11 protein-coding genes are annotated in these 13,598 nt (G+C 70.0%); 9 read left to right on the top strand and 2 right to left on the bottom strand.

Going from position 1 to position 13,598, the window contains the following annotated elements; all coding sequences use genetic code 11:
- Positions 1–25: 25 nt before the first annotated feature.
- Positions 26–889: a LysR family transcriptional regulator gene (locus OFY01_RS00780; protein ID WP_266595238.1), complete on the bottom strand. Its 864-nt coding sequence runs from the start codon at positions 887–889 to the stop codon at positions 26–28.
- Positions 890–970: 81 nt separating this feature from the next.
- On the opposite strand from OFY01_RS00780, the gene OFY01_RS00775 reads away from it, so the two are divergent.
- From OFY01_RS00775 to OFY01_RS00765, 3 genes are all read left to right on the top strand, one after another.
- Positions 971–1,465 (top strand): cupin domain-containing protein, encoded by a 495-nt coding sequence (locus OFY01_RS00775; protein WP_266595236.1) that lies wholly within the window; start codon positions 971–973, stop codon positions 1,463–1,465.
- 215 nt (positions 1,466–1,680) lie between these two features.
- The gene (locus OFY01_RS00770; RefSeq protein ID WP_266595235.1) at positions 1,681–2,040 is read left to right on the top strand and encodes a DoxX family protein; all 360 of its coding nucleotides are present in this window, start codon (positions 1,681–1,683) and stop codon (positions 2,038–2,040) included.
- A gap of 358 nt (positions 2,041–2,398) precedes the next feature.
- The gene (locus OFY01_RS00765; RefSeq protein WP_407700251.1) at positions 2,399–3,304 is read left to right on the top strand and encodes an endonuclease/exonuclease/phosphatase family protein; all 906 of its coding nucleotides are present in this window, start codon (positions 2,399–2,401) and stop codon (positions 3,302–3,304) included.
- 169 nt (positions 3,305–3,473) lie between these two features.
- On the opposite strand, the gene OFY01_RS00760 is transcribed toward OFY01_RS00765, so the two are convergent.
- A complete protein-coding gene (locus OFY01_RS00760) occupies positions 3,474–4,670 on the bottom strand; it encodes a hypothetical protein (RefSeq protein WP_266595231.1) in 1,197 nt (398 codons plus the stop codon).
- Between the two features lie 266 nt (positions 4,671–4,936).
- Here OFY01_RS00760 and OFY01_RS00755 point away from each other — a divergent pair, with 266 nt between their 5' ends.
- The 6 genes from OFY01_RS00755 to hpnR all read left to right on the top strand — a co-directional run bounded on the left by OFY01_RS00755 (position 4,937) and on the right by hpnR (position 13,465).
- Complete coding sequence (locus OFY01_RS00755; protein ID WP_266595229.1) at positions 4,937–6,244, top strand: ABC transporter substrate-binding protein; 1,308 nt, start codon at positions 4,937–4,939, stop codon at positions 6,242–6,244.
- Positions 6,245–6,314: 70 nt separating this feature from the next.
- A complete protein-coding gene (locus OFY01_RS00750; protein ID WP_266595227.1) occupies positions 6,315–7,268 on the top strand; it encodes a carbohydrate ABC transporter permease in 954 nt (317 codons plus the stop codon).
- Positions 7,268–8,101: a carbohydrate ABC transporter permease gene (locus tag OFY01_RS00745; protein ID WP_266595225.1), complete on the top strand. Its 834-nt coding sequence runs from the start codon at positions 7,268–7,270 to the stop codon at positions 8,099–8,101. Before OFY01_RS00750 ends, OFY01_RS00745 begins: the two co-directional genes overlap by 1 nt.
- A gap of 102 nt (positions 8,102–8,203) precedes the next feature.
- Positions 8,204–9,409, top strand: coding sequence for an ABC transporter ATP-binding protein (locus OFY01_RS00740; RefSeq protein ID WP_266595223.1), 1,206 nt, complete (start codon positions 8,204–8,206; stop codon positions 9,407–9,409).
- A 694-nt stretch (positions 9,410–10,103) separates the two neighbouring features.
- Entirely contained in the window at positions 10,104–11,570 is a 1,467-nt protein-coding gene (locus OFY01_RS00730; RefSeq protein WP_266595221.1) for a cation:proton antiporter domain-containing protein, read from the top strand.
- Positions 11,571–11,971: 401 nt separating this feature from the next.
- Positions 11,972–13,465 (top strand): hopanoid C-3 methylase HpnR, encoded by a 1,494-nt coding sequence (hpnR, locus tag OFY01_RS00725; protein ID WP_266595219.1) that lies wholly within the window; start codon positions 11,972–11,974, stop codon positions 13,463–13,465.
- The last annotated feature ends 133 nt before the right edge of the window (positions 13,466–13,598 follow it).

The raw sequence follows: 13,598 nt of genomic DNA, 5'->3' as shown, positions 1-13,598 counted from the left end.
ACCCGTGATCAGTGGCGTCCGCCCGTCAGGGACGACGATCGTGCCGGTACGCGGCTGCCGCGATCTTGATGAAGGACCGGATCAACGGATTGGTGTCGCCTTCGTTCCACACCGCCACCACGCGGCTCGGCGCCATGTCGGTCAGCGGTACCGCCACCAACCCGGCCGGCAGATCGTGGCCGAGCGGGGCCAGGCCGATCGTGCCGTTCCACAGCACGGCCTGCAGGCACTCCTGGACGGCGCGCACCACTGGGCCCTCGCGCGGCCTGCCGCCGTTCCAGTACGACTGCCAGACGGGGTCGGTTCCCTGCGGGAACTGGAACCAGTTGCGGTCGCTCAGTTCGGCCAGTCGCAGACGGTCGCGCCGGGCCAGCGGATCGTCGGCGCGCAGGACCACGCCCACCGGATCGGTTCGCAGCACACGTACCGTCAGTGCAGTCTCGTCGAACGGCGCCCGGGTCAGGGCCACGTCGACCAGTCTGGCGCGCAGGCCGCACGTCGGGTCGGTCAGGTCCGTGTCGCGGACGCGGATGTCGACGTCGGGGTGGCGTCGGCGGTAGGCGGCGGCCAGCCTCGCCGCTCCCGGGTCGGTGCCGTCACCCAGGATCCCTACGGTGAGAGGCGCGACACCGGCCGCCGCGCTCAGGCGCACACGGACCTGGTCGGCATGGTCGAGCAGGGATCGCGCCTCGTCGAGCAGCACCGCGCCCACCGCTGTGAGCGTGACGCCGGTCGGTGAGCGGGCGAAGAGCGAGGCCCCGACGTCGTCCTCCAGCTGCTTGATGGCCCGGCTCAGCGGCGGCTGGCTCATGTGCAGTCGGGTGGCGGCTCGGCCGAAGTGGAGTTCCTCGGCGACGGCCACGAAGTAGCGCAAGGTCCGTAGCTCCACCCTGCAACGATACCCACGAGGTATCGGCGCTGCGGGATGGGTCTTGGACACCGGCGGGGTCCCGGCGGTGCACTCGTGAGCATGACCGAACAAGCAAGGACCAGTGAGCCGCAGGCCGAACCCGTCGTATCGGTCGTGCGTCCCGGCGACGGTGAGACGATCGTTCTGGGCACCACGCGCATGCGCGTTCTGGAGGACGGCAGCCGTACCGGGCACCGCCTCGCGATCGCCGAGTCCGTCCTCGCCCCGCACACCCAGGGGCCGCCGCAGCACCGCCACGCACAACACGACGAGGGCTTCTACGTCCTGTCCGGTACCGTGCGGTTCACCGTCGGGAACGCGGACTATGACGCCACTGCGGGCACGCTCGTGATGGTTCCGCCGGGCACCCCGCACACCTTCTCCAACCTGACCGGTCAGCCCGCCGTCATGCTCAGCACCTTCACCCCCGACCTGTACGTGCAGTACTTCCGAGACCTCCAGGAGGAGCTCGCAGGCGGTCGGCCGCTGACGCCGCAGGCCAACATCGACGCGATGAGCCGCTACGCGACCGAGCCCGCCACCGACCTCGCCTGAAGCCGACAGGGCGGCCTCGCCGGTCGCGCTCCTTTCGACCGGCGAGGCCGTGGCACTCCCACCTTTCGGTGTCCGAGCCCCTCGGGGACCACCCGGGTCATTCCAGGGCTCCACGGCAATCGATGTATTCGACGTATTCGATGTATTCGACGTAATTGACGTAATTGACGCGATCGACGGGCCACCCGCGAACCGGTGGCTCATGAACGGACACGATGAACATCGCCTACTGGACCGTCGCCGGGCTGCTTGCCCTCTTCTATTGCTACTCAGGCACGCTGAAGGTGATCCGCAGTCGCGATCAACTCCGACCGATGATGGCCTGGGTCGACCGCCTGCCCTTGCCCGCTCTCAGGGCGCTGGGCACGGTCGAAATACTCGGCGCGGCCGGCCTGATCCTGCCGCCGTTGACCGGCGTCGCTCCCTGGCTGGCACCAGCCGCGGCCATCGGCTTCGTACTGCTGCAGACCGGTGCGATCGCCGTCCATCTGACCGGCGAAGACCGCCGGGTGGCGCTCAACGTCGGGCTCGCCGCCACGGCCGCCGTGACGACCTGGCTGGCTACCGGGCTGTGATCGAGTACGGTCCTCGGCCGGTGAACGCCCTGCGGGACCGGCCTCCCACGGCCGCTGTGCGCTCCGGCGTCGGCGCTCTCGTCCGCGTCGAGGTCGAGTCGAGCGGCCCGACGGATGGCTGTCACCTACGAAGGCGGCACCCGCCGACGAGGAACCGGAACTGATTCACCTGCCGATTCGTCCTGGGTAACGAGCCGAGTGGATGGGAAGCCAGGTGGAGCGGGCGGACAGCGATGTGAGGTCGGCGAGGAAGGCAGCAGTGCCAGGGTGGGCGGCGCTGCGCCGGGCCGGGCAGTGGGTTGCGGGCGAGAGCGGAAAGGGTACTGCGGGGCGCGGGTGGGCCTGGTCGCGGGGGCGGGTGCCTGCCGCGTTCGCGGTGCTGACGGCCGGGCTGCTGGCGTTCCACCGGGCGGTGCCCAACTCCGTTGGCCGTCTGGGCAGTTTGCTGGAAGCGTTCCTACCGTGGCTCGGTCTGGTGGTTCCGGTACTGCTCGGCCTGGCCCTGCTGCGCCGCTCGGCCAGCGCCCTGGTGGCCCTGCTCCTGCCGGTGGCGGCCTGGACGTGTCTCTTCGGCGGGCTGTTCCTGCCCGAGGCGCGGCCCGGCCCGCACGACCTGGTCGTGGTGCAGCACAACGTCAGCGACGAGAACACCGATCCGGCGGGCACGGCCCGCGCCCTGGCCGATGCCGGGCCCGATCTCATCGCGCTGGAGGAGCTGGTGCCCCCGGCGCTGCATGTCTACGAGAAGACGCTCGCCCCGGACTACCCGTACCACGCGGTGCGGGGCACCGTCGGACTGTGGTCGAGGCATCCCCTCACCGACGCCCGGCGGCTGGACATCAAACCGCAGAGGATCGCGGGGCCCTGGAGTCGCGGACTGCGGGCCATGGTCCACACCCCGCACGGCGAGATCGCGGCGTACGTCGCGCACCTGCCCTCGGTGCGCATCCGGGCGAGCGGCTTCGCGTCTTCCCGGCGCGACGAGAGTGCCGGTCTGCTGGGCAAGGCCGTCGCCGCCGAGCACCTCAAAACGGTGGTCTTGCTGGGCGACCTCAACGGCACGGTCGATGATCGCGGGCTGGCCCCGCTGACCTCACGGATGAACGTGGCGGAGCGGGGTTTCGCGTTCAGTTTCCCCGCCGCGTTCCCGCTGGCCCGGATCGACCAGGTCATGGCCCGCTCAGCAACCGTCGCCCACGTCCGCACCCTGCCCGCCACCGGCAGCGACCATCTGCCGATCGCCGCCCAGATCACGCTGCCATGAAGGGGCGGTCTCTCTGTACCTCTTTCATCCGGAAGAGATGCGGGTCAGGAGTGCGTGGACGGCTTGGACGGAGGTGCCCATAGGGCACCGTGCGTCGGATGAGTGAACGCAGCATGGTCGTCGGGCCATTGTCCCTGATGAACGACGCTCCCGCGGAGCCGTTTCGTCCCTACAGCCTCCCGTCGCGCTTCCTGGACACCGTGGACGCGGTCGCCGTCGACCGGCGCGCGTCGGTGTCGGTGCGCCGGATGAGGTCGCGGGCGTCGACGGCGCGCTCGTGGAGCTGCCGGGCGAGGCGGGCCCGGGCGGACGGTGCCGGGGCCGGGTCGGGGCATGGGCCGCCGGGCACTTCCCCGTCGGCGAGCCGCACCGCATCGGCCCGGCACACCTCGATGGTCCGGACGACGCCGCCCGGCGGGGCCCACCGCACGAACTCGACCGCGGGTCCGTGCCGTTGGTCGAAGAAGCACCCGGCCGCCGAAGCTGCGGTGTCGAGCCCCAGTCGCCTGTCCAGCCGCTCCAGGGCCGCACGGCCCTCTGCCAGGATTGCGGGAACGTCCGCCGCAGGAGCGCTCTTGGCACGTTCGTACGCGTCCAGCGCCAGAAAGTGGTCGGCCAGCTGCTGGTACGTGGCGTCCGGATCGCCGGGCGCGAACGGATGGACGCAGAGCAGGGCACCGAACTCGGTGACGGCCCGCTCGGCTTCCCGGGCCCGTCGCTCGGGGTCCACGTGAGCGCGCTCCCCGGCCGCACGTAGCCCCGCTTGTGCGGCCCGCCGCCGCTCCGCGCTCCCGGCTCCTGAGTCCTCGCACGCGCACACCGGGTCATTCCCGCCCGCGTTCGTCTCCTCGTCCCGGTACACGGCGCGTGCCGTGGCGGCGGGCGCGGTCTGCCGCGGCGAACGACCGGGAGCGGATCGCTGCGCGGGGGCGCGGCGGCGGCCCAGGCGGAACAGCGCCCATGCCTGCAAGGCGGCCAGCAGGAGGTACCAGGCGACGTAGAACACCGGCGTCGGCGCCACGGTCAAGACGAACAGCACGAGGATCATTGCCACTAGCGTCCAGATCCCGCACCACAGCCCGTACAGCAGCGCTCCGGCCAGACGACGACGGGGCGCCGGACGGGAGGACTCGGCGCAGGCCCATGGACCCGGAACGCGGTAGTACGCCACCCCCAGGCCGACCGTGATCACCGCATAGTTCAGCGCCAGGGTCACACCCCCGCCCGACAGGCCCAGCATGGGGGTGAGCTGCAGGAACCCCACCTGTACGAGAGAGACCAAGAATCCGAACCGCGCCGCTCTCGGAACGGACACGCCCTGCCGTGCGCTCTCCCGCCCGACCAGCGTCCACCGCCGCTTGGTCATCACCGCACCCGCCTCCCCGCGTCGCGCATCGACGTCATGCGCCATGGTGCTCCCGGGCGGTCCGCGCATCCAGTCCCACACCCCACCACACAGACCCGCCCCTGGCTGCCCGCGCCCGGCAACGAGGAGGAACCGCGTTGCTCGATACGGGTGGCCCAGGGCCCCGCTTGCCCCGCGCCGGGCTCCGCGGCGCCTACCTTGGGCCGCCAGGGAGTCGCCGCGGGCCCGAGTCCCGTGCCACCGTCCGGGAATCGAGGTGTTGTCGCGTGCGCGGGTGCGGGATCCGGTCGGCCCCGGGCAGGAAGACGCGCACCGCTCGGTGGCGGCGGCTGCGGGCTCTTGCCGCACTGCCGTTGCTGGTGTGCCCGCTCGCTGCGTGCGGCGGCAGCGGCGGCTCCGGGCCGGTCAGCGTCAACTGGTACAACTTTCCCGACGACTCCGGTGCGTTGCAGAAGGCCGCGGACCGCTGCAGCCGGTCGTCCGGTGGGCGCTTCAGGATCGTCTACCACAAGCTCCCGCGGACGGCCGACGGGCAGCGTCAGCAGCTCGTTCGCAGGCTCGCCGCCCATGACGACGCGATCGACGTCATGGGCCTTGACGTGACCTGGGCGCCGGAGTTCGCCGAGGCCGGCTGGATCCGGGAGTGGACGGGACAGGCGAAGCGCCAGGCCGGCAAGGGCACGCTGGCCGTTCCGCTGCGGACCGCGACCTGGAAGGGCAAGCTGTACGCCGTTCCGTACAACACCAACACCCAACTCCTGTGGTACCGCAAGGACCTGGTGCCCACACCGCCCAGGACCTGGGCCGAGATGCTGGACATGGCCCGCCGGCTCGCCCGGGAGGGCAAGCCGCACCGTGTGGAGATCCAGGGAGCCCAGTACGAGGGGCTCACCGTCTGGTTCAACACGCTGGTGGCCAGCGCGGGCGGGGCGATCCTCGACCCGAGCGCGACCAAGCCCTCACTCGGCGCGCCCGCGGTGCGCGCCGCCGGCGTCATGCGCGACCTGGCGCACTCCCCGGCGGCCGACCCGTCCCTGTCGAACCAGATGGAGGACCAGAACCGTCTCGCCATGGAGTCGGGAACGGCGGCGTTCGAGCTCAACTACCCGTTCGTCTATCCGTCGATGAAGGCGAACAAGCCGCGGTTGTTCAAGAGCTTCGGCTGGGCGCCCTACCCGCGCGTCGACGCCGACCGCCCCGCACGGCCCACCATCGGCGGCATCGACCTGGCGATCGGCGCCTACTCGCCCCACCCGGCTCTGGCCTTCGAAGCGGCTCTGTGCCTGCGTGATCGCCAGAACCAGCTCACCGCCGCGACGGCCGGCGGTCTGCCGCCGACTCTGCGCGCCCTGTACGACGACCCCGCGTTCGTCAAGCAGTACCCCTTCGCGAAGGACGTCCTCGACGCCCTGCAGAAGGCGAGCGTGCGCCCCCAGACACCCGCTTATCAGAACGTGTCGATCGTGGTCTCCCACGCGCTGTCCCCGCCCTCCGCGATCAAACCGAACAGCACGGTCGCCACCATGAAGGGACAGATCGACGATGCCCTGCAATCCAAGGGTGTGATCCCGTGAACCGCCACAGCCCGTGTTCCCCCGTCGGCCGGAGCCCGCGGGCTCGGCACGTCCGCCGGGGCGGTCCGAGATGAGCGCGCCGCCCCGTCCGGACGGGGCACCGCCGCCCGCCGGGCCGCGGACGGGACCTGACAGCCGTGCGGCGCTCTCGGCGGGAGCCCGGCAGGAACGGCGGCTCGGCTGGCTGCTGTGCGCCCCGGCCGTCATCGTCATGGTCGCCGTGACCGCCTATCCCGTCGGCTACGCCGTCTACCTGTCTTTGCAGCGGTACGACCTGCGGTTCCCGGGGCGGGCGGAGTTCGTCGGGCTGAGCAACTACGGGGCGGTGCTGTCCTCTTCGTACTGGTGGGACGCCCTGTGGGTGACGGTCTTCATCACGGTGGTCTCCGTGACCTTCGAGCTGGTTCTCGGCATGACGCTCGCCATGGTCATGCACCGGACGGTCCTGTGGCGTGGCGTCGTGCGCACCTCGGTACTCGTCCCGTACGGAATCGTCACCGTGGTCGCCGCCTTCTCCTGGCAGTACGCCTGGACCCCGCAGCTCGGATACCTCGCGGCGCTGCTGCCCGACGGAAGCGCCCCGCTGACCGAGCAGTGGCCGGCCCTGTGGCTGATCGTCCTCGCCGAGGTCTGGAAGACGACACCGTTCATGGCGCTGCTGCTGCTCGCGGGCCTGGCCCTGGTCCCGGAGGAGACGCTGCGGGCGGCGATGGTGGACGGCGCCTCTCCCCTCCAACGCTTCACCAAGGTCATCGTGCCCATGATGAAACCGGCCATCCTGGTGGCCCTGCTCTTCCGCACGCTGGACGCGTTCCGGATCTTCGACAACATCTACGTCCTGACCTCGGGCGCGCACCGTACCGGTTCGGTGTCGATCCTCGGCTACGACAACCTGTTCACCGCGCTGAACCTCGGGATCGGATCGACGATCTCGGTGCTGATCTTCATCTGTGTCGCGATCATCGCCTTCGCCTTCGTCAAACTGTTCGGCGCGGCGGCACCCGGCGCGGAGGTGAAACGCTGATGGCCGCCGCCGGCAAGGCACACGCCGTCCGCTGGGGCGTGGTGAACGTGGTGGTGGTGCTCTACGCCCTGTTCCCGGTGTGGTGGATCGTCGCGCTGTCGTTCAAGGACCCCAAGACCCTCACCGACGGTGACTACATCCCCAGGAGCTGGACCTGGGAGAACTACCGGGGCATCTTCCGGACCAGTGAGTTCACCCGCGCGCTGGTCAACTCGATCGGTATCGCGCTGATCGCCACGGTGATCGCGGTCGTCCTGGGAACCCTGGCCGCCTACGCGGTGGCCAGGCTGAGGTTCCCCGGTAAACGGCTCCTCATCGGCATGTCGCTGCTCATCGCCATGTTCCCGCCGATCTCCCTGGTGTCACCGCTGTTCAACATCGAGCGGATCGTGGGGATCTTCGACACCTGGATCGGGCTGATCATCCCGTACACGACCTTCTCGCTGCCGCTGGCCATCTACACCCTGTCGGCGTTCTTCCGGGAGATCCCCTGGGACCTGGAGAAGGCGGCGAAGGTCGACGGCGCCACACCGGCCCAGGCGTTCCGGCTGGTCATCGCGCCTCTCGTGGCGCCGGGCATGTTCACCACGGCCATCCTCGTATTCATCTTCTGCTGGAACGACTTCCTCTTCGCGATCTCGCTGACCTCCACCGACGCCGCCCGCACCGTGCCGGCCGCTCTCGCGTTCTTCACCGGGAGCTCACAGTTCGAGCAGCCCACCGGGTCGATCGCCGCCGCGGCCGTGGTGATCACCGTCCCCATCATCGTCTTCGTCCTGTTCTTCCAGCGGCGGATCGTCGCCGGGCTGACCTCCGGGGCGGTCAAGGGATGACGGGTTCGCCGACAGCGGACCACAGAGACACGAAGAACACGAAGAACACATAGGCGTGAAGGCACGCAGACACGCAGGCACGAGGCAAGGAGGCGTACGCCCATGGCCGAGATCGTCCTTGAGCAAGTCAGCAAGCGTTTTCCCGACGGATCCCTCGCCGTTCAGGACGTGGACCTCGCCATCGCCGACGGCGAGTTCGTGATCCTGGTCGGCCCGTCCGGGTGCGGCAAGTCCACCACCCTCAACATGATCGCCGGGCTGGAGGACATCACCGCGGGCACCTTGCGCATCGACGACCGTGTCGTGAACGACCTCCCGCCCAAGGACCGGGACATCGCCATGGTGTTCCAGAGTTACGCCCTGTACCCGCACCTGACCGTCCGCGAGAACATGGCGTTCCCGCTGCGCCTGGCCAAGACCGACAAGGCCCAGGTCACCGCCAAGGTCGAGGAGGCAGCCCGCATCCTGGACCTGACCCAGTTCCTCGACCGCAGGCCCGCCGCCCTCTCCGGCGGCCAGCGGCAGCGCGTGGCCATGGGACGGGCCATCGTCCGCGCCCCCAAGGCCTTCTTGATGGACGAGCCGCTGTCCAACCTCGACGCGAAGCTCCGCGTCCAGATGCGCACCCAGATCGCCCGGCTGCAACGACGTCTGGGCACCACCACCGTCTACGTCACCCACGACCAGACCGAGGCGATGACGCTCGGCGACCGCGTCGTGGTCATGCGGCTGGGTGTCGTCCAGCAGGTCGGCACGCCCGCGCAACTCTACGACCTGCCGATCAACCTCTTCGTCGCCGGTTTCATCGGCTCTCCCGCGATGAACTTTCTCAACGCCACGGTGGAGGGCGACATCCTGCACTGCGCGCTCGGGGACCTGCCCCTGCAGAACAGCACGGTCCAGGAGCTGGCACGGCGGAACGCGCCCCGTGAGCTCATCGTCGGCCTCAGACCCGAAGCGTTCGAGGACGCGGCCCTGTCGCGTGATGAACGGGGCCCCGTCCTCACCGCTGTCGTGGACGTGCTGGAATCCCTCGGCTCCGACGTGTACGTGCACTTCACCGCGGAGGGCGGCGGGCCCGCGCGCTCGGCCGAACTGGAGGAACTCGCCAGGGACTCGGGTCTGCTCGATGCCGGTGCCGGTCCCGGCGCGAGTGCAGGCGCCGGCCAGCAGGTCGTGGCCCGCCTGAACGCGGCCACGCAGGCGCGTGAGGGTCAGCCGGTGGAGATGCGGGTCGACATGAGCAAGGCGCACGTCTTCCACCCGGAAACCGGCGACAACCTCACGCATCCGGACAACTCCGCCTGACGGCCGCAGGCGCAGCCGGAAGCCGGGCAGCGGCGCCGTGCGTGTCCGGGCCGAGCCGTAGGAAGCAGCGACTGCACGACGCTGCTGTCCGCGCGACGCCGGTCTCGGACGCAGGTCCCCGCGGATCGCTGTCCCGGAGTCCGTCGCCCCCGCAGGCCGCTGTCCCCGCAGGCCGCTGCCCCGGAGGTCGCTGTCCCCGCAGTGGGGTGGTGACCGGCGTTGTGCCGGACGAATCGGCGGGGACGGCTGCCCGGTGGAATCGGCGCTGTTCACGCTCGGTGCCACCGTCGGGCGCCACCGGCTCCGGGCGAACGGACGGTGCGGACAGCAGAAACCGAAGCGGGTCGTCACCGGCCGCGCACGCCACGCGGACAGGCCACATGGCGGACGACGGCGAGTCGGCAAGACCACGCGCTCGGGGTGCATCGGCCAGGCCCCGCCACCCGAGGCGCTCCCGGTGGCTTCGCACGCCCCTGGCCGGTGACTCGATCCGTGCCGACTTTGCCTCGGTGGCGGTCACAACGGCGTTCCTTCGCGCATGACCTCCGGGGATTCCCCACCATGGGAGTTGCCCATCCGCACGCGTGCCGAACCGCTTCCCATACCGATGCCGACGCCGCCCGGGACCCGCCGGTGTGTCGCGCCCGCTGTGTTGAGCTGCTGACTTCGCAGAGAAAGGCTCCCAGGAGCGGCAATGAAGGATCTTGAATCGCTTGCGACAGCCGTCACCGTGGTGGCCTTCGTCGGCCTCGCAGCCGTGCTCTCGAACCGGCTCAGCAGATTCCTTCACGTGCCCGCCGCCGCGTTCTTCCTGGTGGCCGCGGCCGTGACCTCCGATCTGGCTCCCACGCTGCGAGAGCTGTCGATCGGGACCGTGCAGGAGGTCGTGTCGCTGGCCCTGGTCGTCGTGCTCTTCAACGGCGGCATGGACCTGGGCTGGCAGCGCCTGCGCCCCAACGCGGGCGCCGTCGCGTGGATCGGCACGTTGGGGACCTTCGCCACTGCCGCCGTCATGTCCGCCGCTGCCCGGCTGCTGGGCTTCGACTGGACCTCAGCCGTTCTGCTCGGTACGGCCCTCGCTCCCACGGACCCCGCCGTGGTGTTCTCCGTTCTGGGCAGACGAGAGATCAGAGGCCGTGCCGGTCCGCTGCTGCTGGGCGAGTCGGGAGCCAACGACCCCGTCGGAATCGCGCTCATGGCCGGTCTTCTGGGGGCCGCGGGCGGTTCCAGCGCCGCGCGGGCCGGTCAGGTCGCCGCGGTCTTCGCCGAGCAAATGGCCGTCGGCGCCGCCGTGGGCGTGCTGGGGGGCCAGGCGCTCAAGGCGTTCATGCGGAGAGTTCCGCTGCCCAGCGAGGGCCTCTACCCGTTGCGCACGCTGGCCAGTGCCTTCGCCCTCTACGGTCTCGCCACCATGGCCCACGGATCCGGATTCCTGGCCGTGTTCGTCGCCGGGGTCCTGGTCGGGGACATCCGGGCTCCCTACAAGGCGGAGATCGAGCGGTTCCACGCAGCCCTGGCCAGCCTCGCGGAGATTGTGGCGTTCATCATGCTCGGCCTGACGGTGCCGCTGTGGACGTTCGCCCCGCAACGGGCCTGGGGAACCGGGATCGCGCTGGCGGTGGTACTGGCGCTGGTGGCGCGGCCCGCGGTCATGGGGCTCCTGCTGTGGCCTCTGCGGCTACGCCGGGGAGAAAGGGTCTTCATCGCCTTCGCCGGTCTCAAGGGCGCCGTCCCCATTCTCCTGGGCAGCTTCGTCCTCAGCGCGCATCAGCGGCACGGCGACCGCATCTATGACGTCGTCTTCCTTGCGGTCGCCTTCTCTGTCGCCGTCCAGGGCTCACTGCTCCCGCTGGTCGCCCGCTGGTGCCACGTCCCGATGCGCGCGGGGGAACTGCAACCGTGGGCCCTGGGAATCCGGCTGAGGAACCGGCCCGAGGGGGTACGCCGGGTCACCGTGAGCCCGGGAGCTCCCGCCGACGGCAGCGCCATCGGAGACCTGGACGTGGGCGAACACGTATGGGTCAGCCTTGTCATCCGGGAGGGAGCACTGGTCTCGGCCCGTTTCACCGCCCGCCTTCACGCCGGCGACGACGTTCTGATCATGTTCGACCCCGAGGAGACGGACCTCGACGACGTGGTGCGGCTGTTCACCGGCAGGTGATCCGAGCGGTCCGGACACCTCCGGGCAGGCCCCGACCGGCGGGCGGCAGCCAGGATGATGAAGGGTGCCGGGCTCCGGCGGTCGCCATCGCGGCCGGTGGCCTCCCGCGGCGTCCCTCTGCCTGTCCGGGCTGTCCCGCATGCGGCGGCGCCGCCTCTTGGTCGACAGGCCCGGCATCGGTGCTCACTCACCATTGCACGGGCCGGGCGCCCCTGCCGGCAGGGAGCCCCTGGCCACGCCGCCGGTCCGGCGAAACACGGGCGCACCCGGACGCAATGCCGCTCGACGCCGAACCGACGCGGTCTTGGCCCTTTCGGTGGACATCCGGTACAGGCGCGCCTCGCGTGGAAACCTCCTGACACCGCTACCCGCCAGCTGTCTCCCCATCAACCGAGGTAACCATGCGCTTGCTGCTCGTCCATCCCAGCGCCCTGATGTACTCGGAGATCTTTCTGCGCCTGGAGCCGCTCGGCCTCGAACGAGTGGCCGGCGCAGCGCGCGACGCCGGCCACGACGTGCGCATCGTGGACCTGCAGGTGACCGGCACGAAGGAATTGGCACGTGAGTTCGCTTCCTTCCGCCCCGACGCCCTCGGCGTGTCCCTGAACTACCTCGCCAACATCCCCGAGGCGATCGACCTCGCGCGCGCGGCGAAACGTTCCGCCCCTGGCTGTTTCGTCTTCTTCGGCGGGCACAGCGTCTCCTTCGTGGCGGAAGACGTCCTCGCACAGGCCGAAGGGTCCGTCGACGCGGTGGTGCGGGGCGAAGGAGAACCGGCCGTGGTTCCCCTGCTGGCGGCAGTGCGCGACGGAGGAGTGGACAGCGTTCCGGGTATCGTCACGCCATCCGGACGCGGCCCCGAACCGGGCATGATGCACAGTATCGACAGCCCCCTACCGGCCCGGGACCTGATGCGCCACCGGCGCAAATACTTCATCGGTGAACTCGATCCTTGCGCGTCGATCGAGTTCACCCGCGGCTGCCCGTGGGACTGCTCCTTCTGCTCCGCCTGGACCTTCTACGGCCGCAGCTACCGCAAAGCCTCCCCCGAGGTGGCCGGCGCGGAGATGGCGGGCATTCGGGAGCCGAACGTCTTCATCGTCGACGACGTCGCCTTCATCCGGCCCGAGCACGGGCACGCCATCGCCGCGGAACTGGAACGTCGCAAGATCCGCAAGCGCTACTATCTGGAGACCCGCAGCGACGTCCTGCTGCGTAACGAAGAGGTCTTCCAGCGTTGGACCCGACTCGGTCTGAGCTACATGTTCCTCGGCATGGAGGCCATCGATGCCGAGGGACTGGATCTGTACCGCAAGCGGGTCAGCCCCGATGACAACTTCCGGGCTCTCGAAGTGGCGCGCCGACTCGGTATCAACGTGGCGATCAACCTCATCGTCGACCCGGCGTGGGACGAGGAACGCTTCCGTCTCGTCCGGGAGTTCGCCCTGGCCGTCCCGGAGATCGTGCACCTGACGGTGATGACGCCTTATCCCGGAACGGAGATCTGGCACACCGAGTCCCGCAGGCTCACAACGCGTGACTATCGTCTGTTCGACATCCAGCACGCCGTGGTGCCCACCAAGCTGCCGCTGGACGTCTTCTACCGTGAACTGGTGAAGACTCAGGCGGTCATCAACCGCAAGCACCTGGGCCTGAAGACCGCCCTGGGCGCCCTGCGCGTACTGGGCGGAAACCTTGCCCGCGGGCAGACCAACTTCGCCCGCATGCTGTGGAAATTCAACCGCGTCTACAACCCCACACGGCAACTGGCCGACCACCGCCGACCCGTGCGCTATGAACTGCCGCTGCCGCAGCACGTGGAGGTGGGAGACCGCCGCAAGCTGTACGTGCACACCCGTCCTCCCGCGCGGCGCGACGCCGGCCGCACGGACTAGACCGATGCCCCACCCGAAACCGTGTCGGCCTGAGGATCCCAGCGCGGCGGTGGGGCGTCCAACGAAGTGGGGGTGCTGTGACGGCTGTAGGCGTTGTGGGTCGAGCCGGCGTCCCGGGCATCGGACCGGCAGT

Origin of the sequence: Streptomyces beihaiensis (genome assembly GCF_026274175.1) — a bacterium.
GTDB lineage: Bacteria > Actinomycetota > Actinomycetes > Streptomycetales > Streptomycetaceae > Streptomyces > Streptomyces beihaiensis.
This window is presented reverse-complemented; position numbering and strand designations above follow the sequence as displayed.

What these genes read in the sequence shown, in the direction of transcription:
- OFY01_RS00750 (WP_266595227.1), top strand. Translation starts at nt 6,315, where the DNA reads ATGAGCGCGCCGCCCCGTCCGGACGGGGCACCGCCGCCCGCCGGGCCG.
- OFY01_RS00770 (WP_266595235.1), top strand. Translation starts at nt 1,681, where the DNA reads ATGAACATCGCCTACTGGACCGTCGCCGGGCTGCTTGCCCTCTTCTAT.
- OFY01_RS00730 (WP_266595221.1), top strand. Translation starts at nt 10,104, where the DNA reads ATGAAGGATCTTGAATCGCTTGCGACAGCCGTCACCGTGGTGGCCTTC.
- OFY01_RS00760 (WP_266595231.1), bottom strand. Translation starts at nt 4,670, where the DNA reads ATGACCAAGCGGCGGTGGACGCTGGTCGGGCGGGAGAGCGCACGGCAG.
- OFY01_RS00775 (WP_266595236.1), top strand. Translation starts at nt 971, where the DNA reads ATGACCGAACAAGCAAGGACCAGTGAGCCGCAGGCCGAACCCGTCGTA.
- OFY01_RS00745 (WP_266595225.1), top strand. Translation starts at nt 7,268, where the DNA reads ATGGCCGCCGCCGGCAAGGCACACGCCGTCCGCTGGGGCGTGGTGAAC.
- OFY01_RS00740 (WP_266595223.1), top strand. Translation starts at nt 8,204, where the DNA reads ATGGCCGAGATCGTCCTTGAGCAAGTCAGCAAGCGTTTTCCCGACGGA.
- hpnR (WP_266595219.1), top strand. Translation starts at nt 11,972, where the DNA reads ATGCGCTTGCTGCTCGTCCATCCCAGCGCCCTGATGTACTCGGAGATC.